This window comes from Paenibacillus melissococcoides (assembly GCA_944800085.1).
GTDB classification, from domain to species: Bacteria; Bacillota; Bacilli; order Paenibacillales; family Paenibacillaceae; genus Paenibacillus_B; species Paenibacillus_B melissococcoides.
Genome location: CALYLO010000001.1, coordinates 603,587 through 629,454, shown reverse-complemented (window position 1 = coordinate 629,454; position 25,868 = coordinate 603,587). Strand labels below are relative to the sequence as shown.

At 56.4% G+C, this 25,868-nt stretch carries 24 protein-coding genes and 2 other annotated features; of the genes, 4 read left to right on the top strand and 20 right to left on the bottom strand.

The features are described 5' to 3' along the window. Positions 1 to 112 precede the first annotated feature (112 nt). From rpmA to OCY70_RS02905, 6 genes are all read right to left on the bottom strand, one after another. Positions 113 to 424, bottom strand: a complete 312-nt coding sequence (rpmA, locus tag OCY70_RS02930; protein ID WP_006284685.1) for a 50S ribosomal protein L27 — start codon at positions 422 to 424, stop codon at positions 113 to 115. 14 nt (positions 425 to 438) lie between these two features. Further along, positions 439 to 774 (bottom strand): ribosomal-processing cysteine protease Prp, encoded by a 336-nt coding sequence (locus tag OCY70_RS02925; RefSeq protein ID WP_006676698.1) that lies wholly within the window; start codon positions 772 to 774, stop codon positions 439 to 441. A 10-nt stretch (positions 775 to 784) separates the two neighbouring features. After that, positions 785 to 1,096 carry a 50S ribosomal protein L21 gene (gene rplU / locus OCY70_RS02920; RefSeq protein WP_087441121.1) on the bottom strand — a complete coding sequence of 104 codons (312 nt, stop codon included), beginning with the start codon at positions 1,094 to 1,096 and terminating at the stop codon, positions 785 to 787. A 13-nt stretch (positions 1,097 to 1,109) separates the two neighbouring features. Beyond that, positions 1,110 to 1,195, bottom strand: a sequence feature (ribosomal protein L21 leader region). Positions 1,196 to 1,268: 73 nt separating this feature from the next. Then, a complete protein-coding gene (locus OCY70_RS02915) occupies positions 1,269 to 2,516 on the bottom strand; it encodes an Rne/Rng family ribonuclease (protein ID WP_213427094.1) in 1,248 nt (415 codons plus the stop codon). A gap of 134 nt (positions 2,517 to 2,650) precedes the next feature. Then, entirely contained in the window at positions 2,651 to 3,511 is an 861-nt protein-coding gene (locus OCY70_RS02910) for a M50 family metallopeptidase (RefSeq protein WP_213427095.1), read from the bottom strand. Further along, positions 3,504 to 4,457, bottom strand: coding sequence for a M23 family metallopeptidase (locus tag OCY70_RS02905; RefSeq protein ID WP_213427096.1), 954 nt, complete (start codon positions 4,455 to 4,457; stop codon positions 3,504 to 3,506). Before OCY70_RS02905 ends, OCY70_RS02910 begins: the two co-directional genes overlap by 8 nt. Before the next feature lie 549 nt (positions 4,458 to 5,006). Between OCY70_RS02905 and OCY70_RS02900 the strand changes: the two genes are divergently transcribed. Beyond that, positions 5,007 to 5,924, top strand: a complete 918-nt coding sequence (locus OCY70_RS02900; RefSeq protein ID WP_213427097.1) for a transposase — start codon at positions 5,007 to 5,009, stop codon at positions 5,922 to 5,924. A gap of 808 nt (positions 5,925 to 6,732) precedes the next feature. Here the strand turns inward: OCY70_RS02900 and OCY70_RS02895 are convergent. The 8 genes from OCY70_RS02895 to OCY70_RS02860 all read right to left on the bottom strand — a co-directional run bounded on the left by OCY70_RS02895 (position 6,733) and on the right by OCY70_RS02860 (position 13,509). Next, positions 6,733 to 7,884 (bottom strand): FtsW/RodA/SpoVE family cell cycle protein, encoded by a 1,152-nt coding sequence (locus tag OCY70_RS02895; protein ID WP_213427098.1) that lies wholly within the window; start codon positions 7,882 to 7,884, stop codon positions 6,733 to 6,735. Positions 7,885 to 7,890: 6 nt separating this feature from the next. After that, positions 7,891 to 8,685, bottom strand: coding sequence for a septum site-determining protein MinD (gene minD, locus OCY70_RS02890; RefSeq protein WP_006676691.1), 795 nt, complete (start codon positions 8,683 to 8,685; stop codon positions 7,891 to 7,893). A gap of 7 nt (positions 8,686 to 8,692) precedes the next feature. Next, positions 8,693 to 9,349: a septum site-determining protein MinC gene (minC, locus tag OCY70_RS02885; protein WP_213427099.1), complete on the bottom strand. Its 657-nt coding sequence runs from the start codon at positions 9,347 to 9,349 to the stop codon at positions 8,693 to 8,695. A gap of 212 nt (positions 9,350 to 9,561) precedes the next feature. Further along, positions 9,562 to 10,083: a rod shape-determining protein MreD gene (mreD, locus tag OCY70_RS02880; protein ID WP_213427100.1), complete on the bottom strand. Its 522-nt coding sequence runs from the start codon at positions 10,081 to 10,083 to the stop codon at positions 9,562 to 9,564. Further along, positions 10,083 to 10,982 (bottom strand): rod shape-determining protein MreC, encoded by a 900-nt coding sequence (gene mreC, locus OCY70_RS02875; RefSeq protein WP_213427101.1) that lies wholly within the window; start codon positions 10,980 to 10,982, stop codon positions 10,083 to 10,085. The genes mreD and mreC overlap by 1 nt, the downstream gene beginning before the upstream one ends. 87 nt (positions 10,983 to 11,069) lie before the next feature. After that, a complete protein-coding gene (locus OCY70_RS02870; RefSeq protein ID WP_213427102.1) occupies positions 11,070 to 12,104 on the bottom strand; it encodes a rod shape-determining protein in 1,035 nt (344 codons plus the stop codon). Positions 12,105 to 12,146: 42 nt separating this feature from the next. Further along, a complete protein-coding gene (radC, locus tag OCY70_RS02865; protein ID WP_213427103.1) occupies positions 12,147 to 12,833 on the bottom strand; it encodes a RadC family protein in 687 nt (228 codons plus the stop codon). 73 nt (positions 12,834 to 12,906) lie between these two features. Continuing rightward, a complete protein-coding gene (locus OCY70_RS02860; RefSeq protein WP_261944646.1) occupies positions 12,907 to 13,509 on the bottom strand; it encodes a Maf family protein in 603 nt (200 codons plus the stop codon). Between the two features lie 329 nt (positions 13,510 to 13,838). Between OCY70_RS02860 and OCY70_RS02855 the strand changes: the two genes are divergently transcribed. Next, on the top strand, positions 13,839 to 14,789 hold the full coding sequence (locus OCY70_RS02855; RefSeq protein ID WP_213427104.1) for an aldo/keto reductase family protein: 951 nt from the start codon (positions 13,839 to 13,841) through the stop codon (positions 14,787 to 14,789). 73 nt (positions 14,790 to 14,862) lie between these two features. On the opposite strand, the gene OCY70_RS02850 is transcribed toward OCY70_RS02855, so the two are convergent. Next, positions 14,863 to 16,188 carry an SPOR domain-containing protein gene (locus OCY70_RS02850; protein ID WP_249724702.1) on the bottom strand — a complete coding sequence of 442 codons (1,326 nt, stop codon included), beginning with the start codon at positions 16,186 to 16,188 and terminating at the stop codon, positions 14,863 to 14,865. Positions 16,189 to 16,362: 174 nt separating this feature from the next. Here OCY70_RS02850 and OCY70_RS02845 point away from each other — a divergent pair, with 174 nt between their 5' ends. Then, positions 16,363 to 16,587, top strand: coding sequence for an acetyl-CoA acetyltransferase (locus OCY70_RS02845; protein ID WP_213427105.1), 225 nt, complete (start codon positions 16,363 to 16,365; stop codon positions 16,585 to 16,587). A gap of 163 nt (positions 16,588 to 16,750) precedes the next feature. Here the strand turns inward: OCY70_RS02845 and OCY70_RS02840 are convergent, their stop codons facing one another. From OCY70_RS02840 to OCY70_RS02825, 4 genes are all read right to left on the bottom strand, one after another. Further along, the gene (locus OCY70_RS02840) at positions 16,751 to 16,990 is read right to left on the bottom strand and encodes a group II intron maturase-specific domain-containing protein (protein WP_249724704.1); all 240 of its coding nucleotides are present in this window, start codon (positions 16,988 to 16,990) and stop codon (positions 16,751 to 16,753) included. A gap of 696 nt (positions 16,991 to 17,686) precedes the next feature. Further along, on the bottom strand, positions 17,687 to 19,063 hold the full coding sequence (gene murC, locus OCY70_RS02835) for a UDP-N-acetylmuramate--L-alanine ligase (RefSeq protein ID WP_213427107.1): 1,377 nt from the start codon (positions 19,061 to 19,063) through the stop codon (positions 17,687 to 17,689). A 6-nt stretch (positions 19,064 to 19,069) separates the two neighbouring features. Further along, the gene (locus tag OCY70_RS02830) at positions 19,070 to 20,455 is read right to left on the bottom strand and encodes a bifunctional folylpolyglutamate synthase/dihydrofolate synthase (RefSeq protein ID WP_213427108.1); all 1,386 of its coding nucleotides are present in this window, start codon (positions 20,453 to 20,455) and stop codon (positions 19,070 to 19,072) included. Between the two features lie 91 nt (positions 20,456 to 20,546). Further along, positions 20,547 to 23,216: a valine--tRNA ligase gene (locus tag OCY70_RS02825; RefSeq protein WP_283776720.1), complete on the bottom strand. Its 2,670-nt coding sequence runs from the start codon at positions 23,214 to 23,216 to the stop codon at positions 20,547 to 20,549. 35 nt (positions 23,217 to 23,251) lie between these two features. Then, positions 23,252 to 23,535: a binding site (T-box leader), on the bottom strand. 158 nt (positions 23,536 to 23,693) lie between these two features. Between OCY70_RS02825 and OCY70_RS02820 the strand changes: the two genes are divergently transcribed. Then, on the top strand, positions 23,694 to 23,858 hold the full coding sequence (locus OCY70_RS02820) for a hypothetical protein (RefSeq protein WP_168182067.1): 165 nt from the start codon (positions 23,694 to 23,696) through the stop codon (positions 23,856 to 23,858). Between the two features lie 85 nt (positions 23,859 to 23,943). Here OCY70_RS02820 and OCY70_RS02815 read toward each other — a convergent pair whose 3' ends face one another. Then, entirely contained in the window at positions 23,944 to 25,785 is a 1,842-nt protein-coding gene (locus OCY70_RS02815; protein ID WP_213427110.1) for a LysM peptidoglycan-binding domain-containing protein, read from the bottom strand. Between the last annotated feature and the right edge of the window lie 83 nt (positions 25,786 to 25,868).

Genomic DNA, 25,868 nt, shown 5'->3' with positions numbered 1-25,868 from the left:
ACAGACTCCCCAATCTTCAGTATATCATGCGCAAGGGAAGGCGTCCAAGAAAAATGAACCGCGGCCGGGTAAAAAAAACCCCCGGCACTAGCCGAGGGTTTCTTCTATCGTCTTAGTTCTCCACAGCTGCTGCAACAGGTGCAGCTTCCACCGGGTAGACGCTCACTTTTTTACGGTCGCGACCCCATCGTTCGAACTTCACGACGCCTTCCACTTTTGCGAACAGCGTGTCATCTTTACCGATGCCCACGTTGTTGCCTGGATGGACCTTCGTGCCGCGTTGGCGGACCAAGATGCTGCCGGCTGTAACCACTTGGCCGTCTGCGCGCTTCACGCCAAGACGCTTGGAAATACTGTCACGGCCGTTCTTCGTGGAGCCTACGCCCTTCTTGGATGCGAACAACTGAAGATTCAGTTTCAACATGTTGTCTACCTCCTTTATGTTGTCATTAGTTCTTCTATCTGAAGATACGATTCGTATGAAGCTTCGATACTTTGCAACCCAATGATCATCGATTCCAGCAGCAACTGAACCTGCGCTTCGATGTCCTTCCGCTCGATGAACGGAACCGTTCCGCTCAAGAAGCCGTCCTTCATCTCGCACTCCAGTTCAACGCCAGTCAGAACCTCAATGGCATTGGCTGCGCCCACCGACACGGCCGAGACACCCGCACATACGATGTCTTCTCCGTGGGGAGCATAATCCGCGTGGCCCTCAATCGAGAAGCCAGCGATAGATCGATCCGGCTTCCGCCTAACTGTAACGCGAATCATCCGGCACCTCTTACGCCTGAATGTTCTCGATCGTTACTTTTGTGTACGGTTGGCGATGACCTTGCTTGCGACGGTAGTTCTTTTTCGCTTTGTACTTGTACACGACAATTTTCGCGCCTTTTCCATGCTTCTCTACCTTCGCCGTTACCGCAGCGCCGGATACAACCGGTGTGCCTGTAACGAGGCCGCCGTCCTTCGATACCGCCAATACGCGATCGAATGTTACGCTGTCGCCTTCTGCAGCGTTCAGCTTCTCGATGTACAATACATCGCCCGCTTGAACTTTGTACTGCTTGCCGCCAGTTTCGATAATTGCATACATTGTGTTGCACCTCCTCATGTCTCAGACTCGCCTGAATCAGGTGATGACGCTGCTTCCAGCCTCATGCTTGGAACCTGTCCGGAGCGGTTACAGCATGTGTAAGCAACTTCACTAGACACATACTTATAGATTGTAGCACAATTAATTACAAAATACAACCCTTTGCGTTCCATTAACGGCTAGGAATTTGTGCCGGCTCCCATCCGCTTCCCCCGCAAGAGGAACATGGCTGAAGGAACTGGTTCATTACCTGTTCCCGCACTTTTTTGCGGGTCAGCTCCAGCAAGCCAAGCTTCGTCCAGCCGACGACCAGACATTTCGTCCTGTCTTTCTTCACCATCGTCTCCAGCCGTTCGACCACGTGCTGCCGATGCTCTTCCGTATCCATGTCGATGAAATCGACAATGATGATGCCTCCGATATCCCGCAGACGGATGAGACGCGCGATTTCCTCCGCAGCTTCCATATTCGTAGTATACACGGTCTCTTCGAGATGGCTTGTCCCCGTATATTTCCCCGTGTTCACGTCAACAACGGTTAAAGCTTCCGTCTGATCCCATACCAGATAGCCTCCGCTTTCCAGCCACGTTTTGCGCTGGAACGCCTTGTCCAGCTGCTCATGGATATGATAGCGCCGGAACAACGGGTCCGCTTCCCTATACGTATGAATCCGGTTCTCCAAATCAGGGGCGACCGATCGGACGAACGTATGTAACCGCTCGGCTTGGCGGACATTGTCAATCAGCAACTGATCGACATCCCGCGAGAAGGCGTCCCGCACCAGCCGCTCCACCATGTTCAGATCATGGTGCAGCAGGGCAGGCGCTTCCGCTTGCGCCGAACGAAGCGTAATTCGCTTCCACAGCTCGCGGAGCGTCTCGATATCGCCTTGCAGCGTCTCTCGCGACTCTCCCTCCGCCACGGTGCGGATAATCATGCCTTCCTCGTTCTCGCGCAGCTCTTCGGCAAGCTGCTTCAGGCGGTTTCGTTCCGCTTCCTGCTCAATCTTCTTGGATACTCCGATATAATCGGCGTTAGGCATATAGACCGAATAGCGGCCTGGCAGCGAGTAATGGGTCGTCACACGGGCGCCCTTGCCCCCCAGCGCCTCCTTCATCACTTGGACAATAAGCTCCTGTCCAACACGAAGCAAGCTGGTTATCGGAGGCTTCTGCTTCGGCTGCTTCTCCAAATGCGGGTGCAAACAATCATCAACATACAGAAATGCGTTCTTCTTCTGACCGATGTCCACAAATGCAGCCTGCATTCCCGGAAGAACATTCACTACGCGGCCCTTGTAAAAGCTTCCGACCGACGTAGTTCCCGTGGCTTGTTCGACTGCATATTCGACGAGCCGACCATGTTCCAACAATGCCATTTGCGTGACTTGTTCCTCGCAGTGAACAATCATTTGTTTCATGGTATCACCTCTGTTACAGCGCGTCATCTTCCATTGTAACATGAAGCAGGAGGCAGTGAACATACCAAACCGGTATGCTTTCCGATCAAAATAATAGGAAAACGGAAGCGGCAGCCGCCACGATGCGCGCCCGCTCACTTCCGCTCTCCCCCGGGCTCGTCAAAATAGGCATCAATCGCACGCTGTTCGGGAATGATACGTTTAATCACCCCTTCAGGGTCCATGACATAAATAAAATGATATTCATCCCGGCGAAGCAAGCGCAGCAGCCCGGACAGCGGCCAGCCGATCTCCGCCACGATCGGCCTGCCGAGACAGCCGCTTCGTTCCCATTTGCGAAGCCGGGCGGGACGGGCCATCAGGAAGCGCAGAAAACGATAAGGCACGTTCTTCCACTCCTCCCAATTGGACCATAAGAGGAAGATTCCCAGCACAAGCAGGTTCAAATTCACTTTTCCGCCCGTGAACAGCGGAATGACGCTGTAAGCCGCAATCGCAGCGCTGACCGCCATGCTCACTCGGGCCCCGATAAGCAGCGTCTTGTAATAACTGAACCATAGCGAAGCGGCTGCTTGCAGCATGCGCCCGCCATCGAGCGGCAGCACCGGAAGCAAATTGAACAATCCGATGAACGCATTCGCCCGAATGAAATCGTCCGTCCAAGCGCTTCCCCACCACCCCCACTGCTCGAACAACAGGGCAAGTCCGATCATGATACCATTCTGCAGCGGCCCTGCGGCCATGACCAGCCACTCCTGCCATGCCGGAGCCAGACTTCCGTCCTCCGTCTCCGCCACGCCGCCGAAGGGCAGCAGCTTCACTTCCGATATCGTCCAGCCGAACATGCGCGCCGCTGTGACATGCCCCATTTCATGCACAATCACGATAACGAACAGAGTCAGCAGCTCCAAAATATATCCCGTCACGGCCGCCATGGCCAGCAGGAGGATAAACAAAGGATGCAGTGTATAGACGGTTCCTCCCCATTTAATCAAAAGCGATCACATCCGTCGGATCAATGTACTCCCCGTCCCGCAAAAGGGCGAAATAAAGCGCCGGAGTACGATCTTCCGCCGGACTTCCCAACGTGCCCACAGCTTCCCCCTCCTCCAGCCAATCGTTCACCTTCACCTCGCTGGCGGCGAGACCGCCGTATATGCTGACCACGCCCAATGCATGCTGAACCGTAACCTGGATATCATCCTCCGCCCGGCGGTTTACTTCCGTAACCCGTCCCGTCGCCACGCTCATCACCTCGGCAGAACCCTCGGTCCCGGTGTCGGCAGCAATCCGGATCCCGTTGCGGTTCATATCGAACGGCTGCAGCACCGTCCCCTTGACAGGGGGATGCAGCGACAGTCCCCCTTGAACCGATGCCGCTTCATTCCGCTTTCCTTGGAACAGCGGGATGAAAGAGGGCGAGCCGGAGAACATCCGCTCATACCAGGCCGCGATTGGGCGCATGTCCATTTCCTCGGTCAAGCTCCTTCCGATCCACTGCCTCGCCGGCTCATTCCAATCCGCAGGGAAGCGGAAGATCGCGAACGCCGCAGCGAACAACAGGACGGACAGCACCATTCGCGTGCGAAAAGATCGCCAGAACCCGCCTTTCCTTTCCTGCTCCCATCCGTAGCGTTCATGCCATTGCCGCTGCGACGCCTTCCACAACCGTTCCGGATCGGGCGAATCGGCGAGAAATTCCAATTCGTTCAGTCGAAGCGAAGGATGCCCGCCCATCTCGTCACTATCGCCGGGAATTTCGACCGTCCCAGGCGCAGCCGTCTGAGCGGGTCGAATATTCGGCGGCTCATGCTCGGAGTGCTGGACGGGCAGGATGGACGTCCCGGCTTCATGCCGGCGCTCCGCCTCGGATGACCGCTGTTCTTGACTGATGATTTCCCGAATTCGTTCTTGCCGCCGACGGCGAATGTCCTCGATCATGGCTTTCTCATCCCTTCATTGATATCCTCTTGATCGATATCTGCCTGCATACGTCTTGACATCTGCTGTCTCGAAAATCGAGCCTTCCCCCCTAGTCAAACGCTCCTTTATCCCATGTGTATGACAAGCTCTCACCGGTTATGAACAAGCCTTCCCGCCAGATTGACTTTGCCTTATTCGTTCTTTGAATTGGGTGCGAACGCTCGAGCCGCCTCACTCATTCTTAGATTGCCTGCTGCCAGCCTCTTACCCTTGCGTCCCCAATCCCGTGCATACATGCTGTTCGCGGTCTTTTGCATAGTCTCCCAAGCGCTCAGGCTTTGAACTCTGATCCCCCCGGCAAGCTTATGGTCAATTTCCCAAGCGCTCAGGCAAATCAAACCTTAAATATAACGATTTCACTAAATAGATTGACAATCCCTCAATCCAATCTTTATAGCAAAACCGAGTTCGCTTCCAGTAATAGACTTTACATGGAAACATATGTTTGGTAAAATAAAAATAAGAACATACGTTTGTTTTATTCCAATTTAGGAGGAGGCTGCTATCATGGATATCTTGACGAAGATTGGCACGTTGGAGGAGTTAATGGATCAATTCCCTACAGAAGAAGCATGCATTTCTGCTATATTTGCGATGAAATGGCCTAACGGCTTTCGCTGTCCAAACTGCCGGCATGTTCGCGCCTATCTGATCCGGACACGACGGCTGCCTCTGTATGAATGCTGCGAGTGCCGGCATCAGACATCCTTGACTGCGGGCACGATCCTCGAGGGCAGCAGAACCTCTTTGCGGAAATGGATGGCTGCAATTTGGCTTGTCTCCAATCCGAAGGAAGGGATTAATGCGGTCAGACTTCGTTCGACTATCAATGTTACCTACAAGACGGCATGGGCAATGCTTCATAAGATTCGTATCGCGATGAGCTGTGCCGATGAAGAAGAGCGGCTCGAGCATCGTGTGCATGGCTTTATTGCCTTTAATGGCCCTCGTCTTTATCCGAGTGTCGATCTCGCTCCGCGGGAGCAGGCGATTATTGTGGCGGCCTCGCTGGCTCCGAATGGGGAGGAACACCAATATAAAATGAAGCAGGTTAACCGGCAGCACATGTCCGGCAAGCTGCTTCTTCCTTGCGGCCGCGGCAGCTTTATCGCTGAACATGTCTCTGCTCCGGATTCCATGATCTGCATTATCCGCCAGCGCTTTCGCGTCAAGTATAACAGTCCATTGTATACCGTGTTCAGGCGAGCGCAAAGATGGTTATGTGATACGTTCCGCGGGATAAGCGGTAAGTATTTGCAGTATTATTTGGACGAATTTTGTTACCGGGAAAATGCCATCGCCCGCCAAGCGGCAGGCTGGGAGTCCTTAGCCGCGATATGCTGCGCCGATAACGGGGCGAGAGGCCGGTACCTAAGGCGAGCCTCCCCCTCGAAGAATTACGTTCGTTCTCTTACAGCTGCCTAAATGAACCTAGATAGGACCTACATTTGTGCCGACGGGATTACTACGTATCATTTTCGGGCCTTGTAATTAAGCGTCCACTACTTAGTAAAAAATTTTCTCAGTCAGTAAGATTTCTCCTGTACCATAAATTATCTCGGTCTTTTCGCTCCATCGTTTTAACCGACAGTTTACATGCCTACCTTTCTGAACCCATCATCCTGAATTAAGGGGATACTCGCCTGTCCTGAACTTCCGGGATATTGATGAAAAGAACCAGATGAACTTACTTGCTCCTGATTCTCTGGGATATTGCTGCTTACTTCTCAGGGGAATATGTGCTTACGTTCTGAACTGATGTGCTTTACTTCCTGTACTATAGGTATGCTTACTTCTTGATCTATAGAGATACTCTTTATAAGGAGGCATGCGGTTTTATTAGGAGGCATGCCCCCCTTGCGTAGCAACCTGAGGCTCAGGGAGACCATTCATAAAAAGCAGTCGGGCTCACTCCACTGCCTGAGTTTCAGGGATATTATCCATAAGGTACAGAAAGAAGGGGATATGGTACATGAGAGACAGAAGTAGATCATACGTCTACTGAGTTTTTCCCGGGGGGGCCGGGCCATTAGAGGCTGCGTTGTCTTCTGCTTCTGAAGTATGGGGATACTCATCGCAAGGGGCGTTGAAGAACCTGCTTGGCTCTTCTATCCCTTCAACGGCAAAAAAGGCCCTACTGTCTATATCCTCCAAGCGGATGCAGACAGTAAAGCCTCTTCTTGACAGCCTATACCGTTCCGGCTTCCTTCCTTCAATCTTCAAACTTGAATCTTCAGTCTTCAATCTGATACTTCTCTTGATATATGCGTATGCTCATCACCAAACCGATGCAAAACATATTCAGCAGCAAGGAAGTTCCCCCGTAGCTGATGAAGGGCAGCGTAATCCCCGTCACCGGCATCAGACCGATCATCATGCCGATATTTTCAAGTATCTGAAATACGAACATGGACACGATGCCGATGATGATATAGGAGCCCCTCAAGTCATAGCACTGGAAGGCGATGAGAATCATCCTGTATATCAATAAGAAATAGAGCAGCAGGAGTATCGATGAGCCCTGGAAGCCGAACTCCTCCCCGATGACGACGAAGATCGCGTCCGAGTACGTATATGGAATGAAGCTTCTTCGCTTCAATTCCCCCTTCATATACCCGTCTCCGGACAACCCTCCGGAGCCGATCGCGATCATGGCGTATTTGGATTGATGATTGGCATCCGACGATGCCAAGGACGGATTAATGAACGTATCGATGCGCGTGAACCAGTGCTGATGCTTGACGACATCGGTAAAAAACGCTTTGGTCTCTTCACGGAACGTCGTGAAGGCAACATAGACCGACCCGGCCAGCAGCGAGACGGCCACGAGACCAATCAGCACATGCCGCAGCTTAATCCCGCCGATCCAGAGCATGCCGATGAAAATAACAATATAGATGATGGCATTGCCCAAATCCGGCTGGACAACGACGAGCGTGAACGGCACCAGCGTCACAAGCGCCACCGGCAACAAGTCTTTGGTGAACGTGAGCGGATCCCCGCCGCGTCGTCCCAGCAGCTGAGCCAAGGCGAAAATAAGCGCAATCTTGGCTATCTCCGCCGGCTGGAACGAGAACGTCCCAATATTGTACCAGCCAATTGCGCCGTTTAGATTGGAGCCGAAAAAGAAGATGCCGACGAGCAGCAGGACCGTTACTCCCATCGTAACCGGCCATATTTTCAGCAAAATCCGGTAATCGAACAACGCGGTTCCGAACAGGACGACAAAGCCGGCCCCATAGAAAACAACCGTCTTCATCGCCGTATTGGCAAAGCTCGGATCTCCCCCGTGGGTCGCACTATAAATGACAAGCGGGCTGAAAACCGAAAACACAAGCAAAATTCCAACGATAACCCAATCAATCCGTTTTAGTTTGTTAAGCAATGCTCATCAACCCATCCCAAAAAACTTCTTCATCCGCGTCAGCACGCCCTTCTTCTGATCAAGCGGCATCAACGGAACCGTATCCCCCAGAATGCGCCGGGCGATATTGCGGTAAGCGACCGCGGCGCGGGAATCCGGGTTCATTACGGTCGGCTCCCCAGCATTCGCGGCCCGAATGACGAGTTCGTCATCCGGCACGATCCCGAGCAGTTCGATATTCAGCACCTGCAAAATATCGTCCAGATCCAGCATCTCACCGCTCTTCACCATGCTGGAGCGGATGCGGTTCACGATCAGCTTCGGCGAGCCGACATTCGCATTTTCCAGCAGGCCGATAATGCGATCGGCATCGCGTACGGCCGCATTCTCCGGAGTCGTAACGACAATCGCGCGGTCCGCCCCGGCGATGGCATTTTTGAAGCCTTGTTCGATGCCGGCAGGGCAATCGATAATAATATATTCGTATTCCTTCTTTAATTCGAGAATGATATCCTTTACTTGCTCCGGCGAGACCGCATCCTTGTCTTTGGTCTGGGCGGCAGGCAGCATGTATAATTCATCGAACCGCTTGTCCTTGACAAGCGCTTGGTTCAATCGGCAGCGGCCGTCGGCCACGTCGCATATATCATAGATGATGCGATTCTCCAGCCCCATGACGACATCGAGGTTGCGCAAGCCGATATCGGTATCGACCATGCATACTTTTTTGCCGAGCAGAGCGAGCGCGGTCCCCAAATTCGCCGACGTCGTCGTCTTGCCGACGCCGCCTTTCCCCGAAGTGACGACGATAGCCTCTCCCATAGTTCTTCTACACTCCTTTGAACAAAGTAATGTCCTTGCGGACGCGATGAAGCTGCGAGATTTTGTCAATTTGCATCATGCCGTCATGGATATACGCAAATTCCATATGAGCCTGCGATACCCCCCATTCGTCCGGCGGGCGGCTGATGACATCCGCGATGCGCAGCTGCGTCGGCGCAAACAGCGAAGCGGCGATGACCGCGCCGGTCTCTCCATCGACGCCGGCATGGGCTGTGCCCCGCAGGGCTCCGAATACGAATATGTCTCCGCTGCTTATGATCATTCCGCCCGGATTGACATCGCCAAGGAACAGCAGATGCCCGTCATGCCGGAGCACCTGCCCCGAGCGAACCATTCCGGTCATCGTGTGAACGCGGTACCCTTGCGCTTCCTTCTTGACATCGGCATCCGATTCCAGCGATCGGATTAGCAGATTCCCCCGCTGCCTCAAAATGTTGAGCATCTCTGTCTTTTGCTCATCGGCAGTGGTACGGGCTCCTAACTTGACATCGACATACACAAGCGGTCCGTCGAAAAAATGCGGTGTATGGTCAAGCTTGTCGCGCAATTCTTGCAACAAGTCTGTAAATTCGCACTGATCGTCAAGCAGGAACACGAGGCCGTCTTTCATGCCTTTAATCGTTACCAATGGCTTGGCCGTCATGAAATGTCCCTCCCCACGGTTATCTTTTTCGTGACGGATAAGAAAAGTTCCTGCAAGAAAGCCGTGAATCGTAAGAAAAACCTCTGTCGACGCCCCTCGAAGAGGAGCGATCGAGGCTGACGGACATATCTTCTATCCCGCCCGGCTTCAGCACCGGAGCCGCGCTTGAAAACAGCATCAGCCGCCTGGACGAAGTGCCCAAAGACGGCTGCTTAGTCTTGTTCATTTTCAGCGGTTCCCGACTGAAGATCGAACCATTTCCGCATCGGAACGTAGATCGCAAGCGCAAACAGCAGCTGTACGAACAGACTCGGAATCAAATAGTCGAAAAGCGCAGCGTCATACGTCATTTTGCTCAAGTTGAACAGCGAATAGATAGCGAACAGTATCGTCTGGTACAAGAAGCTTCCCATGACCGCCGCCGCCATCATCGGTATGAGCGTGATATTCCGTCCGGGAAAGAGAAGCCCTGCCAAATAGCCGAGCAGCCCCATGCTGAACGCATGCGGGCCAATCATATGCCCATAGTATACGATGTCCTGCATAAATCCGAACGCGAGTCCCATAATAAGCGCCGTGTGACGATGCTGATAGATGCCGTGATAGAGCACTGCGATGAAGACGAACTGCGGAATAATGCGCCCCTGCCACATATCCGGAATGATGAGCGGAAGCAGCGTCCCCTCCAATATGAACAGCACGAACATGAAGCCAATCATCCAATTCCGGTTCATCACTTATCCTCTTTCTTCGAGCCGTTCTCTTCCGGATCTGGCGTGAAGACGATGAACAGATAGCGCCAGTCGCGATAGTTGGCTGCCGGTTCGATGGTAGCGGTACGCGTCAGTCCAAGGTCTCCTTGCTGCAGAGAGACGACGGTGCCGATAACCAGTCCGCCCGGGAATACTCCGCCGAAGCCGGAGGAGATAATCGTATCTCCCACCTTCACCTTGTCGTTCTCTTCTATCCGTGTCATCGTGAAGGTGCCGCTGCTGTGATCATATGATTCTATCATGCCGAAGGAATCGCTCTTGCCAAGCACTGTCGCCGAGATCGGGCGCGAATTCGGGTCCTTCTCGTCCAGATTGGTCAACAGCTGCACGGTGGAGGAGAATTCGTACACGCGGCTGATCGTCCCCACTACGCCATCGACAGAGATGACAGGCATCCCTTGGCGGACGCCGTTGATCTCCCCAAGATTGAGATTCAGCGTCTGGTTGAACGGATCGGCCACGTTAATGGAGGACACTTGGGCAATCCAGTAGTCATACGGCAGGTTCAACTGCTTCTGGCGCTTGGTGAAGTTCAGCGCCTCCATCAGCAACTCGTTCCTCGACTGAACTTCGCTGTAATAAGCTTTGTCGCGTATATAATGGGCCTCCACAATCTTCAGACGCTCATTCTCTTCATGCAGTTCCTTCAAGGTCGCGATATCGTGAAAAAAATTGGCTATATAGGAAGCCGGCTTATACACCAGCTGCTGCACGAACGTTACCGTATCGTGCACGATTTTCTCCGGCCACGACATCTTCAGCCGTCCGCCCAAGGTGAAGCCCATCAATGCGATAAACAAAATAATTCCGAACAATAGAATGATTAACCGTTTGTTCCCCAACAGCTTAAACAGTCTCAACACCTTCTCATCGTAAAACGGTACTCGTTCCTCCTCGAAATAGAGCCCGCGCCGAGGGAACGGACCAGCGCGGGGCCGATAGCTTGGTTATCGCGTGGAGCGAAGGCCGGAGCTTCCGCGTCCCTTGAACAAGTGAATATTGTCGAGCGCGCGCCCGGTACCGATAGCGACGCAATCCAGCGGGTTCTCTGCCACGATGACCGGCATCCCGGTCTCGCGCGCCAGCAGCTTGTCGAGGTTGCGAAGCAGCGCTCCGCCGCCCGTGAGGACAATGCCCCGATCCATAATATCGGCTGCCAGCTCCGGCGGACATTTCTCCAGCGTCACCTTGACCGCTTCCACGATCGAGTTGATCGTATCCAGCAGCGCGTCGGTAATCTCATTCGAAGAGATGGACAGCGTCTTAGGCAACCCGGTCAGCAGATCGCGCCCCCGAATCTCCATCGTCTCCACCTCGTCCAATTCCATCGCGGAGCCCAAATCCATTTTCAGCTGCTCCGCCGTGCGCTCCCCAATCATCATATTATATTGGCGCTTGATGTATTGAATGATCGATTCATCCATCTCATCGCCCGCAACCCGGACGGAGCGGCAGGTAACAATCCCGCCAAGCGAGATGACGGCGACTTCCGTCGTACCGCCGCCGATATCGACAACCATGCTACCCGTCGGCTCCCATACCGGCAGATCGGCCCCGATCGCCGCCGCGAACGGCTCCTCGATCGTGTAGGCGTCTCTGGCCCCCGCTTGCTTCGTCGCGTCTTCCACCGCGCGCTGCTCGACGGCCGTAATGCCCGACGGCACGCAGACCATCACATTCGGATGGCGCGGGAAGAGCGAACGCTGCTTCTGCGCTTGCCGGATGAAATATTTAATCATCGTGGAGGTCGTGTCGAAGTCGGCGATAACGCCGTCCTTCATCGGACGGATAGCCCGAATATTGCCCGGCGTCCGGCCGATCATCTTCTTGGCGGCTTCACCGACCGCCTCGATCGTCTTCGTATCCGTACGGATAGCGACGACGGACGGCTCGCGTACAACGATTCCTTTGCCACGAATATATACCAATGTATTGGCTGTTCCCAAGTCAATTCCCAAGTCTTTTGTAAAGCCACCTAGCATGTTGTCAATCTCCTTTTTATAGCCTTAATCTCAATCATTATATTACATGAGTCCGCGTTCCTTCAAACTCACATATTGATTATCTCCGATGACCAAGTGGTCCAGCAGATCGATGCCGACAATCTGGCCCGCCTCGACGAGCCGTCTGGTGATGGACGCGTCTTCCGGGCTCGGCGTCGGATCGCCGCTCGGATGATTATGCGCGCAAATGATGGAGGCCGCCCCGTATTTCAAGGCGGCGCGATACACTTCGCGCGGATGAACGAGAGAGGCGTCTAATATGCCAATCGTAATCGTTTGTTGAGCAATAATCCGGTTTTTCGTATTCAAGAAAAGACAAACAAAATGCTCCTGCTGATAGTAACGCATCGATTCCATCAGCCATTCCGCCGCATCCTGCGGCCGCCGGATCGTAATCGCGTCATTGCTGCGCGATCGCGCCATGCGCCTGCCCAGCTCCAAGCCGGCCTTGAGCTGAATCGCCTTCACGAGGCCGACTCCGCGGGTCTGCGTCAGCTCGGTCACCGACAGATCGGGCAAGTAACGCAAATGGCCTGCCCGGTTCAAAATGCGCTGCGCCAGGACGACGGCCGATTCGTCCTTCGTCCCTGTCCGCAGCAAAATCGCCAATAATTCCGCATGGCTTAACGCTTCCGCCCCGTACTGCAGCATGCGCTCTCTCGGGCGCTCGCCATGGGGCAGATCGCGAAGAAGCGGGTGATGTTCCATGTCGCACAACCTCCTGAATAGTGGATTGCGGCATTCCTATCCCAAGCTTCTTGCCTGCCGGACTCCCGGCGTTCTAAGGCACTCTGATTCCGAATGGCTCAAGCATATCGGTCAGGAGCGATAACGGAAGACCTACTACATTGAAATAACAACCTTCGATTCGCTCGACTAACGTGGCTCCGACGCCTTGTATGCCGTAGGAGCCGGCTTTGTCCATCGGCTCTCCCGTCGCGATATAACGGCGGATCCGCTCCGTGCTGCAGGGCTTCATATGTACGACCGTGGCCCGATGGCTCACGGCTGTCCGCCCGTCGGATACCTGGACGAGGGCGACGCCGGTATATACTTCATGCGATCGTCCCTGAAGCGCCGTAAGCGCCCGCTCCGCATCCGCCTCGTTCTCCGGCTTGCCGAGCACCGCGCCGTCAAGCACGACGATCGTATCCGAACCGACGACGATGCCGTCCTTCCCTTCGCTGCGCCGCCCGAGGGCCACCGCATCGGCCTTGCGCAAGGCCAATTGTTCGACGATGCGATCAGGCGGCCATCCGGGAGGCACCGTCTCGTCAGCATCGCTGGGCTGGACCGAATAAGGAAGGCCCAGAGCGCGAATCAATTCCTGCCTGCGAGGGGAGGATGAAGCCAAAATCAATTCAAGTTGTTGTTGTGTCTGCATTGCCATGTTCATCCGCTCCTCGCCATTTTTTGACACCATTTTTATTATACGCGGAAGTTGACTTTGAAACAAACGCTTTCCTGTTCCATTTGGCGCAAAAAATGCCGGGAGTTTGTGGAAATGTTCCAGAAGCGCGCCAGGGCGGCGCAGAGGCATGGTGTATCCTTAGGTTAGACGTGCGGAGCGCCCCAAAGTTACGGAGGAAAATGTTGAGATAAACGCCAATCGTTCGCATAACTCCGCTTCCCAAACGCCGATGACTTCTTTTACAATAGAATGAGGTCTATCTCAGCAATCATCATCATAACGGAGTCTAGGAGGTTGGAAGCATGCAATATCGCAGATTGGGAGCAAGCGGGCTGAAAGTAAGCGAGATCAGTCTCGGAAGTTGGCTGACCTACGGAGGATACGTGGAACGTCAAAACGCCGTGCAGGCGATAGAGTCCGCCTATGAGCTGGGCGTGAACTTTTTCGACACCGCCAATGTATACGAGCGCGGCGAGGCGGAGAAGGTCGTCGGCGAGACGCTAAAAGCCTATCCCCGCGAATCCTATGTGCTGGCTACGAAAGTATTCGGCGCCATGGGCGACGGCCCTAATGATCGCGGGCTGTCCCGCAAGCACGTTACGGAGCAATGCCACGCAAGCTTGAAGCGGCTCGGGCATGATTATATCGATTTGTATTACTGCCACCGCTTCGACGATCAGACGCCGATGGAAGAAACGCTGCGCGCCCTGGACGATCTCCTCCGCCAAGGCAAAATTTTATACGTCGGGGTCAGCATGTGGACGGCGGCTCAGATGGCGGAAGCGTTGGCGATCGCCGATCGCTATTTGCTGGACCGGATCGTCGTCAACCAGCCCGTATACAATCTGTTCGACCGTCATATCGAGAAAGAAATCATTCCATTCGGCGAGCGGAACGGAATTGGACAAGTCGTCTACTCGCCGTTGGCCCAAGGCTTGCTGACCGGAAAGTACAGCTCCGCCTCGGCATTCCCGGAAGACAGCCGCGCCTCCAAGCTCGAAGGGATGCGCAAAGGAATTACGCCGGAACGGATCGATCAGGTCCGGCGGCTCGCAGAGCTGGCCGGGGAGCTGAATATAACGGTCGGGCAGTTGGCCATCGCCTGGATACTGCGCCAGAGCAATGTATCCAGCGCCCTCGTCGGAGCCAGCCGGCCGGAGCAAGTGAAGGAAAATGTCATGGCTTCCGGCATCGCGCTGACGCAGGACGTGCTGTCGCGCATCGAAGAAATTACGGCTCCTCCCGCCAACTGATCTTTAGAGATCGCGCCTGTACAGAGAAGAAGCCGGCTGATGCCGGCTTTTTGCTTTGCTGTACGCCTCGAGGCTACGCCTTCATTGTATCCAGCCAGGAGCGTTCCGCAGATAAATACTGCATCACCGCTTGCTGAATGCTCCACAGATGCGAGGTGGACGGCTGCTTGTTATACTCATTGACGGCGCTAATCGCCGTGTTCATCGCCTGCACCAGCTTCGTCCAGGCATCGGCGGACTGCTTCGGCTGGCCCTTCTGCACCTTGCTCATGTGCTGGGTCCACTGCAGATGCTGCTCCCGCAGCCGCTCAGTGTCTTCCGCCGCGAAGGCCGCGGATTCGGTTCCCTCCAGATGAGCAACCGATTGCTCCATAAGCCAGCCGATGACCTTGTCGCTGTCTGCGATGAACCGCTCCACATCGGCGGCATTCCCCTGGAAGGCGAGCTTCGTCAAGGCCGGCCGGCTCATCTCCCGCACATACAAGTCGATCTGGCGGTTCTTGAGCAGTTGGCTCAAGCTCATCGCCTCCTCGCGCGCGGAAGCGATAGCGGCGTAGACGCGATGCTGCCCTTCCTGCTCCTCCATCGCCGCCATTCCCTTATCACGCAGCTCGCCTATCGCCGTCTTGGCTCCTTCCGGCTTGTCGAAAACTCCATATTGAAGCATATAGAACGTCTTCTCCGGAATGTTCACGTCGGTAACGTAGACGCCGGCCGCTTGCCAAGCCGCTTCCGATTTGTCCTCATTGCCGGCTGCCGGCTGCGCCGCGGCCGGAATGGCGGCCTGGTCCGCCGGCGGCTTGTCCGAGGCGGTCTGAGCCTTCTTCCCGCCGTCAGGCGTCTGCCCCGCTTGCGCGGACAGATCCGGCAGCCCCGCCGTCGGATCCGGCAGCTTCACTTCCCCCTTGAACAGGGAGAGGGCGATAAAGCCGAACACCGCCCCCGTCGCCAATGCCCCGGTCACGGAAGCGAGCACCTTCCACAGGGACGGCTTGCGGGTACGAGTATGCACCCCGTTCCACGTCCACTCCCCTTGCTCGCTCATCGATTCGCCCGCCGGATCGGCGATAGAGACCGGAAGCGGATAACGCTGGGAGGACTCCTTGTCCGATTCCCGGATGAAGGTCTCGATTCGGCGTATTTCGTCCTCGTCTCCGCCGGCGGGGCTTCCGGGGTCACCTTCCCCTGCCAGAGGCGCCCGCCCGTGCATATCCGCTGCTTCTTCCGCTCCCGGACCGTCCGGCAGCGCCCCTGATTCTTCGGCAATCTTATCTATCGCATTGACCGTCTGCTCAAAGTTCCCCTGCTCCCGGCTGTCCCGCTCGTGCTGCTCCCGGCCGGATGCCGTTCCGGAATCGCCGAACCGGAATGTCATTTTGCTGTGCGAACGATTCATCATGCTCCACCTCACCTTGTCCTCTTCTTTACTATGAAATCTATGATAGATTGCAAGGCATTAGAACCTGCTCTGTCTATGAAAATGAAAAAAGGCATATCGCATGCTAGATTCGCCGAGGTCCCGCCTCCGGGCAAATCATAAGATAACGTAGCACAGCGAAAGGAGGGGGGAAGCATGAAAATAAACAATGTGTTGACGCCTCGCCAGGTACGCCGCTTCGTGCGCCGAAATATTGGCCGGAGAGTCGATATCGAGCTGGTCAGCGGCCTTGATATTGAAGGAGTCATTGTCTCGGCGGGAGTGACGACCTTCCGTCTGCGCATCCGCCGCCGGGGCCGGAATATCATCGTCGTCATCGCGTACCGCAGGGTGCGTGACATCGAATTGGACAGGGACTAGGCCCTGGCTGAAGACAGAGCTCTGGCAGACGCCGCCAGACGAACCGCTCATTTGGTTATCCTCTAGAGTAAAGGGCTGAGATATTCAGCCCCTCCTCATCAAACCGTACGTGAGGTTTTCCCTCATACGGCTTTCCGATGTTCGTCATTCATGTGCATGCAACTCACAATAGTGTCTTTAATCCATGCATTTGACACAGCATCTTCACTTCGTATCCGGAACCACGCCAGCATTTACGCTGGCGTTTCTTTGCATACCATTTCGTCAGACGTTGCCGGATATACCAGTCTAACTTAGTCATCCATTTCGTGCTAAATGGTGTTGTGTAGTAATTCTTCCACCCTTGGATTTTCGGATTGAGCCATTTGACCTGTTCCTCGAATGAGACATGCCGCACCGGCATACCTTGTCGTACAACGCATGGAATCTTCTACTCTTGCTCGTCTTGGCAGCATGACCTAGCTTTTCTCGGAGTTGTTGAACTTTTTCTTTCGGTGTCGTTAGCCGCTTGGCATTCACTCACTCGTACCTCCTCCAAAAGCTTGAACAAAGCAGGGCCCCTTCCCTCCCGCAGGTTGTGCTGTCCTGCGTTCCCTGGTAGTATGAGCCCCTCGGACTCCCTTCCTGCAGATGACTCACTTCGCTCTCAGGCTTATAGAGCATCTCGCTACGAAAAAAAAATTTTTTTTCGTGCAGGGGAGGGTCTCCCCAGTTCACTGCATCCTCTTTCAGACCATGCCGCTCCCCATACGCCGGAGGATTCTTCGCTGCCGCTCCAAGTTCTAACCAGCTTCCTTGGCCTTCGTCCATATGCGCGGGACTCGGCTTCCTCTTTTCCCTCTTGCGAGGCCTTTTTGACGACGCGGCAGGATTCACTTCATGTTACGGCCTGGCCTGTTGCTCGCCCTGTCTCCGACAGGTACTTTCGTCGATGCGCTTCTACGTACAGATTTCTCCGTACGCAGGTATCCTAGCTACACGGGGACTTGGCTCCTCCCGTGACCGGACTTTCACCGGCTAGATGATGCGTGCTTCGCTGGGCACGCCACAAGAAAAAAGGAGACCGTTCCGCCGGAATGGTCTCCTTCTGTCGTTTCAGCTACATCCGCTCTTTTACAGCCGCAGTCAATGCGTATGCGGTCTTCCAGATATCGCCCGCGCCCATCGTCAGCACCAGATCCCCCGGCTGGACGAGCGCCTTCAGCCGCTCCAGCGCGTCGTCCTTGCTGGCGATATATTGCGCCTGCCCGTTGCTGTTCTCCCGAATCCGGTTCACGAGCGCGGCGGCCGTAACGCCTTCAATCGGCTTCTCTCCCGCCGGCGAATAAATATCGGTCACAATCAATTCATCCGCCTCCCTGAAGGCGCGGCTGAACTGCTCGAACAGGAAATAGGTCCGCGAATACCGCTGCGGCTGAAATACAGCCACGAGCCGGCGTCCGGTCGCCTTGGCCGCCGCCAGGGTCGCTTCAATCTCTGTCGGATGATGAGCATAATCATCGACGACCAGAATGCCGCCCTCTTCCCCGACAACTTGGAAGCGGCGCTTCGCGCCGATAAATTCGGTAATCGCGCTGGCAGCTCTCTCGAAGGCGATTCCCGCCTGCATCGCGACGATCAGCGCAGCCATCGCGTTCAGCACATTGTGCCGTCCCGGTATGGACAGACGGACGCTGCCCAGCGTCTCGCCGCGATGGCGCATCCGGAACGTCATGCCCTGACCCGCGGCGTAGATCTCGTCCGCCGAATAGTCGGCAGCCTCGTCGATGCCGTAGGTGACGACCCCTTGCCCAAGCCGTGCCGCCATGCCGCGCAGGATCGGATCATCGGCGCACAGCACGGCGATCCCATCCGGATTGCGCTGGGACAGGAACTGGACATACGCCGCCTTGAGCCGCTCGAAATCTCCATCATAGTTCTCCAAATGATCCGCTTCAATATTCGTAACAACCGGAATAAAAGGCTGGTAAGCGAGAAACGAGCCATCGCTCTCATCGGCCTCGGCGACGACGAATTGGCCGCTGCCCGCCCGGGCGTTGGTGCCCAGGTTCGTCACCTCTCCTCCGATAATATATGTCGGATCGGCCCCGCAGCGCTCCAGCACGAACGCAATCATCGACGAGGTCGTCGTCTTGCCGTGCGCCCCGGCGACCGCCACGCCCTTCTTCGCATTCAGCAGCTTCGCCAGCATCTGTGAACGATGCAGGACGGGAATCCCCCGCCGCTCCGCCGCGATGCGCTCCACATTATCGGCAGGACAAGCCGTAGAGTATACGGCAATGTCGGCATCTGCGACATATTCGGCATCATGCCCGATATGTACCGCCGCTCCTTGCGCCTGCAGCTTCGCCGTCGCCTCGGATGCGGCAACGTCGGACCCGGAGACGGCGTATCCCATTTGCAGCATGACGCGGGCGATGGCGCTCATTCCATAGCCCCCGATACCGATAAAATGAATATGTTCCGTCGTCCTCACACGAACTCACCAACCTTTTTCCGATTCGGTCCGATGCAAGACGTACGAGCGAACGTCCGCAATCAGATATAATGTGCCGGTGACCACCGCCAGATCGCCTGGTTCGGTCATCGCCTTGAGCCGTTCTAGGGACTCGCGCCAGTTCGGCTCTACTGCAATCTGTGGGCGGCGCGAGGCTGTTGCCAGCAATTCTTCTGCAATATGACTCAAGTTCTCCGCACTCATCTTCTTGCGGAAATCAGGTTCCGTAAAAATGAGAGTATCCGCTAAAGGAAGTATATGACGCAGCACATCATGATGATTCTTGGTGGACAGCATCCCCATCATCACGTGCAGCCGTTTGTAACGGTACGTGTCGCGCAGCGCCTGAGCGAGCGTCTCCGCCCCTTCCGGATTATGAGCTCCGTCCAGCAGGATGCGGGGCTCTTCGCTTACCATCTCCAGTCTTCCCGGCCAGGCCGCGCTCCGGAGACCTGTCCGAAGCTCCTCGTCATCCACCCGGAAGGCCATATACTGTCTCAGCACCTCGAGCGCCATCAGCGCCGCGGCGGCATTCTTCATCTGATGCGCCCCATTCAGCGTAATCGTCAAGTTCTCCAGTTCCCGGAACGGCCCATAGAAATGGAAGGTCTGCTCGTTCTCCATGGAATGGAGCGCCTCGAAGCGGAACTGTTCGCCCATCAAGTACAGCGTGGAGCGCCGCTCCGCGGCCGTGCGGCGGATGACCTCAATCGCCTCCGGCTGCTCCACCGTGCTGACAATCGGGACGCCGGACTTGATAATGCCGGCCTTCTCCGCCGCCACCTGCTCGATCGTGTCGCCCAAAATATCCATATGATCATGCCCGATATTCGTAATCACCGAGACGATGGGCGTCACGATATTGGTAACGTCCAGCCGCCCGCCCAATCCGGTCTCGAGGACGACAACGTCAGGGAAAGCCACCTTTGCATAGTAGCAAATGGCCAGCACCGTCGAGACCTCGAACATCGTCGGCGAGCCGAGCGGCGTCGCCGCGATCTCGTCCACCAGCGGCTTCAATTCATTGGCCAGGCGGAGCAGCGTCTCCTCCGGAATATCTTCATTATTGTATTTGAAGCGGTTCGTAAATTTCTCAATGTACGGCGAAGTGAAGGTGCCGACATCGTAGCCGTTGGCCATCAGCACGCTGGTCAGCAGCGCGCAGGTGGAGCCTTTGCCGTTCGTTCCGGCCACATGGATGAACTTCAGGCGGCGATGCGGATGGCCGAGCTTCTCCATCATGAGCTCGACCCGCTCCAACCCGGGACGGATGCCAAAAGGAATCAAAGAATTAATCCAGTCAATGGCAGCTTCCGCCGTCGCGAAGGAGTCCGTGGCAGCAGACAGGTTCGTTCGTTGGTTGTCCGACATAAGCAATTCATCCTTACCTATGAACTCATCGACGGCCGAACCGTCATGGAGACGGATCCCCAGCGGTTCGGCCGTTCAATGGCAATCTCGATTACACTTCTCTCAATTCCGCAATGCGCGCCATCACCTTGTCGCGCTTGCCGCTGTAATCCTGCAGCTTCGCGCGCTCTTCCGCCACGACCTTCTCCGGCGCCTTCGCCATAAAGCCCTCGTTGGACAGCTTTTTCTCGACGCGCTCCACTTCCTTGTTCAGATGCTCGGCCTCTTTCTCCAGCCGCGCGATCTCTTGCTCGATGTCGATGAGGCCCGCGAGCGGCAGGTACAGCTCGGCTCCCGTCACGACGGCCGTCATCGCCTTGCCCGGGGCGGCCGCATTCAGGTCGACGGAGAGCTTGGACGTGCCACAGAAGCGTTCCACGTACTCGAGATTGTCGTTAATGTTCCGTTCATATTCCGCATTCGCCGGCTTGACGAGAAGCTCGATTTTTTTGCTCATCGGCACATTCACTTCCGCCCGAATATTCCGCACCGCCCGGATCATATCCATAAGGAGCGACATCTCGCGCTCGGCATCCGGCGCTTCGAAGGCGGCGTCATATTCCGGCCAGGCCGCCAGCGTAATCGTCTCGCCCTCATGCGGGAGATGCTGCCATATCTCCTCGGAGATGAACGGCATGAACGGATGAATCATGCGCAGCGTCCGATCGAGGACGTAGGCAAGCACCGATTGCGTCGTCTTCTTGGCCGCCGCATCGCCGTTATACAGGCTGAGCTTGGCGAATTCGATATACCAGTCGCACAGATCGTCCCAGATGAAGTTGTACAGGACGCGGCCGGTCTCCCCGAATTCATAGGCGTCCATCAGACGCGTAATGTCGCGTGCCGTCTCGTTCAGGCGGTGGAGAATCCAGCGATCCGCGGTGCCGAGCTTGCCGGACAGATCAATGTCTTCATAAGTGAAGCCTTCCAGGTTCATCAAGGCGAAGCGGGACGCGTTCCAGATCTTGTTCGCGAAATTGCGCGCCTGCTCCACCCGTTCCCAACGGAAGCGCAAATCCTGGCCCGGCGTGCTGCTCGTCGAGATCATGAAGCGCATCGCATCCGCGCCGTATTTCTCGATAACTTGAAGCGGATCGACGCCGTTGCCGAGCGACTTCGACATTTTGCGGCCGTCGGCATCCCGCACCAAGCCGTGCATGAGCACATCCTTGAACGGAATCTCGCCCGTGAATTCAAGCGCGGTGAAGATCATGCGGGCCACCCAGAAATAAATAATGTCATAGCCCGTCACCAGCACGCTCGTCGGATAATAACGCTTCAGATCGTCCGTCTGCTCCGGCCAGCCGAGCGTAGAGAACGGCCACAAGGCCGAACTGAACCAGGTGTCCAGCACATCCTCGTCCTGTCTCAGCTTCGCGCTGCCGCAGGAGGAGCAGGAAGCGGCATCTTCACGCGCGACGGTCATATGTCCGCAGTCCTCGCAGTACCAAGCCGGAATGCGGTGCCCCCACCAGAGCTGGCGGGAAATGCACCAGTCGCGCACATTTTCGATCCACTGCAGATACGTCTTCTCGAAGCGCTCCGGTACGAAGCGGACACCTTGGCCGTTCTTCTGCGCCTCGATAGCGGCCTCGGCCAGCGGCTTCATCTTGACGAACCACTGCGTCGACAAGTACGGCTCGACGACCGCGCCCGTCCGCTCGCTGTGCCCGACTTGATGGACATGGTCCTCGATCTTGATGAGCACGCCTTGCCCTTCTAGATCCTTGACAATCCGCTTGCGGCACTCCCCGCGATCCAGTCCTTGATAGGAGCCGGCCGCCTCATTCATCGTGCCGCTCTCATCCATGACATTAATCTGCGGCAGGTCGTGGCGCAGCCCCATCTCGAAGTCGTTCGGGTCGTGCGCCGGCGTAATCTTCACGGCGCCGCTGCCGAATTCCTTGTCGACGTAGTCGTCGGCGATAATCGGAATCTCCCGGCCGACAATCGGCAGCACCAGCATCTTGCCGATCATATGCTTGTAGCGCTCGTCCTCCGGATGAACGGCTACCGCGGTGTCACCCAGCATCGTCTCCGGACGGGTCGTCGCGACCGTAATCGAACCGCTGCCGTCCTTGAGCGGATACTTCAAATGATAGAGGTGGCCCTGCACTTCCTTATATTCGACCTCGATATCGGACAGCGCCGTGCGGGCTGCCGGATCCCAGTTAATAATGTACTTGCCGCGGTAAATGAGCCCTTTCTCGTACAGCTTCACGAATACTTCCCGAACCGCGCGGGACAGCCCTTCATCAAGCGTGAAGCGCTCGCGGGAATAGTCGAGCGAGAAGCCCATCTTCGCCCACTGCTCGCGAATCGTCTCCGCATAGGCGCCTTTCCACTCCCAGACGCGCTCCAGGAATTTCTCGCGGCCCAGATCGTAGCGGGAGAGCCCTTCTTCCCGCAGCTTCTGCTCCACCTTGGTCTGCGTCGCGATGCCGGCATGGTCGGAACCGGGCAGCCAAAGGGCATCATAGCCCTGCATCCGCTTGGATCGGATAATAATGTCCTGCAGCGTAAAATCGAGCGCATGCCCGATATGCAGCATCCCGGTTACGTTCGGCGGCGGGATCACAATTGTGTAAGGTTCGGCATCCGGCCGGCGTCCGGCTTTGAAATATTCGCCTTCCTGCCAATAGGCGTACCATTTCTGTTCCGCCGCCTTCGGATCATATGTGGTCGGCATGGACAACTGTTCCTGACTTTCTGGCATAAGCATTCCCTCCGTTATGACAAATAAAAAAACCTTCCGCCGCAAAGGACGAAAGGTTCAACTTCCGTGGTACCACCTTTAATTCCGCCAAGCGTCTCATGATGCGCATGAACGCGGCGGCACTCCACTGCATGTAACGGTTGCGGCCGTCCCCTTCTAGCGCGCGGCGGCACATGTCGAGCACCGGGCTCATACACTACCGTGACGCGTTCAAACGGGCAACTCCCAGGTGACTTCAGCGGGACGCTCCTGCAGGCGTTACACCTCATCGCTCTGCTCTCTGTAAGGGGCCTTGACGCTTACTCTTCCTGTTCGACGTCTTTGCTCCGCGGCTTCAGCGACAAGCGCTGACAACCACATGTTTACGATATATTTTACCTTCGCTCTCCACATCAGTCAATAGACGGGTTCAAATCGTTCTTCGTATTAGTCATATCCCGATTTTCCACTTTCATAACATGTACTATAGGAGGTGGTCCTCACATGGAACGTTGGTGGTGGCGTATTCGCTATTCGGTAAAAGGAGTCATCTTTCCGCTCATCTGCCTGCAGTTTGTCCGGACGCTGCTTCTTCCAACCGGACTCGATGTGTTTTTGCTGTTCGCGCTGTTCCTCGTGTATCTCGGGTTTCTGCTCGATGTATACTGAGTTCGCGGCAGGCCTTCCCAGCATGCGCATACCACATACAAGACCCGTCCGCGAGATTTGCCGGACGGGTCTATTGTGTCCCGGTTCAAGAGGTGACCGGAATATAGAGCACCTGGCCTTCCGTCACGTTCTGGTCGGGCAGGCGGTTATACAGCACGATTTCATTCGTATTCATCTGATAGCGATCCGCTATCGTGTCCAGCGTCTCTTCGCGCTGGACGATGCACATGCGGACCTTTTTGAAGCTGTGTTCATCGTTCACTCGCTGCAGGAACAGGGACTGCCACTTCACATCGTCACCGGTCGTCACCTTGGCCGCTTCCAGCGCCGCTTCCTCCTCGGCCTGCTTCATCTCGGCTTCCCGCTGCTCCCGCTCCTTCGTCTGCCGGCTTGATTGCAGCAGGGAGCTGAAGCCGACTCCGCTCGCGGCCGGCGCGTCTGCCGGCTTGGAGCTGTTGATCGCGATCTTCATCTCCGGCTTGGTGTCCGCAGCGCTGGCGGCTGCGGCGGCATCCCCAGCCGGCTCGGCCTCCGGTTCCTCGCGCGGATTGGCCTCCGCCGCCGTCTGCTCTTCGGATACGTCCGCCTCTGCAACGGAGGCTTCGGCGCTAGAGGCTTCGGCGGCGGGTGCGGAGGCGGCGGGTGCCGCGGATGCCACCGATGCAGGCGCTTCGGCCGGCTTCTCTTCCGCCCGGGGCTCCGGCGGCGCCTCGAGCGCAGGCTCCGGCGCGGACGCAGGCTTCGCCTCCGGCTCAGGCACCGGCGCGGACGCAGGCTTCGCCTCCGGCTCGGGCTTCGGCGCGGACGCAGGCTTCGCCTTCGGCTCGAGCTTCGGCGCGGACGCAGGCTTCGCCTCCGGCTCGGGCTTCGGCGCGGACGCAGGCTTCGCCTCCGGCTCGAGCTTCGGCGCGGACGCAGGCTTCGCCTCCGGCTCGGGCTCTGGCACGGGCGCTGATGCTGCCGCCGTCTGCGGCTGCGGCAGATTCCACGTCGCCGGCTCCTCGCCGGTCCGGCCCGCAGGCGCTTCGGCCGGCTTCTCCTCCGCTTCCGGTTCAGCGGCCTCCTCTTCGTCGAGCCCACGATGCTCCGGCTCGCCCTGCTGGCCTCTGTCCGTGCCGAATGCCTCCACGGATGCCTCCGCTTCGGCCACGGCCTTCGGCGCCGCAGGCGGCAAATCCGTTACGCTTGGAAAGGCCCATGGCGCATGATCCCAGGTGAGCTCGGTCCGGCCCGGGTCCTGCTCCGGTTCGGCCTCTTCCGCTTCCGTTGCCGCTGTCTCCGGAGCCTTCTTCGATTCTTCTATCTGATCAATATAATCGGAATACGTCTTCTCGCGCACAGGCTCGGCTGCCGGTTCGGGGACAGCTTGCCCTTCTTCTTCGCGCTGCTCGGCGCCGTCGGCCAACGAACGGATGCGGGCCACGGCATCCAGCGCCTCCGGGCTCGGCGCCGCTTCTTCTCCGTAATCCCGAAGCCACTCCGGTTCATCCTCTCCGCGCTCCTCCTCCGTCTGATGGACGACCGTGAATTGCTCCGGCTCCCAGCTTGACGGTTCCGCCGGCTCCATCGCGATGCCCTTGAGCGACAAGATGCCCGTAATGTTAAGAGAACGGGCAGACAACAGATCGACATCGAAGTGCTCAATGTCGACGGAAATATCCTCCAAGCTCCGAATCCGGTTGAGCGGCAGCGTAATCTCCACCGGAATCCAATGCTCCAGCGACTGGCTGACCCGGCCTTCGTCGTCTCCCTCATAGACGCCCGCCAGCAGCAGGCTGCCCCGCACCGTCACTTGATCTCCGGCCGGGATCACCTGAATGTGGGGCGTCAATTCAACCTCTTCCAATTGGACGATACCGACACTATCGTCGGATAAATGAACCCGTTCATAAATATCAAATCTTAAGCCATATGCTTCCTCATACACGGACTGCTCCTCCTCCCGCAGTACTTCTGATCTCCGCCGTGATCGCGAATCTTCCCCTGACCCGGATGCATGTCTTCTTGGCC

What these genes read in the sequence shown, in the direction of transcription:
- radC (WP_213427103.1), bottom strand. Translation starts at nt 12,833, where the DNA reads ATGGAACATCACCCGCTTCTTCGCGATCTGCCCCATGGCGAGCGCCCG.
- OCY70_RS02900 (WP_213427097.1), top strand. Translation starts at nt 5,007, where the DNA reads ATGGATATCTTGACGAAGATTGGCACGTTGGAGGAGTTAATGGATCAA.
- OCY70_RS02825 (WP_283776720.1), bottom strand. Translation starts at nt 23,216, where the DNA reads ATGCTTATGCCAGAAAGTCAGGAACAGTTGTCCATGCCGACCACATAT.
- OCY70_RS02860 (WP_261944646.1), bottom strand. Translation starts at nt 13,509, where the DNA reads ATGCAGACACAACAACAACTTGAATTGATTTTGGCTTCATCCTCCCCT.
- rpmA (WP_006284685.1), bottom strand. Translation starts at nt 424, where the DNA reads ATGTTGAAACTGAATCTTCAGTTGTTCGCATCCAAGAAGGGCGTAGGC.
- OCY70_RS02840 (WP_249724704.1), bottom strand. Translation starts at nt 16,990, where the DNA reads ATGCCGGTGCGGCATGTCTCATTCGAGGAACAGGTCAAATGGCTCAAT.
- OCY70_RS02905 (WP_213427096.1), bottom strand. Translation starts at nt 4,457, where the DNA reads ATGATCGAGGACATTCGCCGTCGGCGGCAAGAACGAATTCGGGAAATC.
- OCY70_RS02855 (WP_213427104.1), top strand. Translation starts at nt 13,839, where the DNA reads ATGCAATATCGCAGATTGGGAGCAAGCGGGCTGAAAGTAAGCGAGATC.
- minD (WP_006676691.1), bottom strand. Translation starts at nt 8,685, where the DNA reads ATGGGAGAGGCTATCGTCGTCACTTCGGGGAAAGGCGGCGTCGGCAAG.
- rplU (WP_087441121.1), bottom strand. Translation starts at nt 1,096, where the DNA reads ATGTATGCAATTATCGAAACTGGCGGCAAGCAGTACAAAGTTCAAGCG.
- OCY70_RS02820 (WP_168182067.1), top strand. Translation starts at nt 23,694, where the DNA reads ATGGAACGTTGGTGGTGGCGTATTCGCTATTCGGTAAAAGGAGTCATC.
- OCY70_RS02915 (WP_213427094.1), bottom strand. Translation starts at nt 2,516, where the DNA reads ATGAAACAAATGATTGTTCACTGCGAGGAACAAGTCACGCAAATGGCA.
- mreD (WP_213427100.1), bottom strand. Translation starts at nt 10,083, where the DNA reads ATGAACCGGAATTGGATGATTGGCTTCATGTTCGTGCTGTTCATATTG.
- OCY70_RS02845 (WP_213427105.1), top strand. Translation starts at nt 16,363, where the DNA reads ATGAAAATAAACAATGTGTTGACGCCTCGCCAGGTACGCCGCTTCGTG.
- OCY70_RS02830 (WP_213427108.1), bottom strand. Translation starts at nt 20,455, where the DNA reads ATGTCGGACAACCAACGAACGAACCTGTCTGCTGCCACGGACTCCTTC.
- OCY70_RS02925 (WP_006676698.1), bottom strand. Translation starts at nt 774, where the DNA reads ATGATTCGCGTTACAGTTAGGCGGAAGCCGGATCGATCTATCGCTGGC.
- OCY70_RS02870 (WP_213427102.1), bottom strand. Translation starts at nt 12,104, where the DNA reads ATGCTAGGTGGCTTTACAAAAGACTTGGGAATTGACTTGGGAACAGCC.
- OCY70_RS02850 (WP_249724702.1), bottom strand. Translation starts at nt 16,188, where the DNA reads ATGATGAATCGTTCGCACAGCAAAATGACATTCCGGTTCGGCGATTCC.
- minC (WP_213427099.1), bottom strand. Translation starts at nt 9,349, where the DNA reads ATGACGGCCAAGCCATTGGTAACGATTAAAGGCATGAAAGACGGCCTC.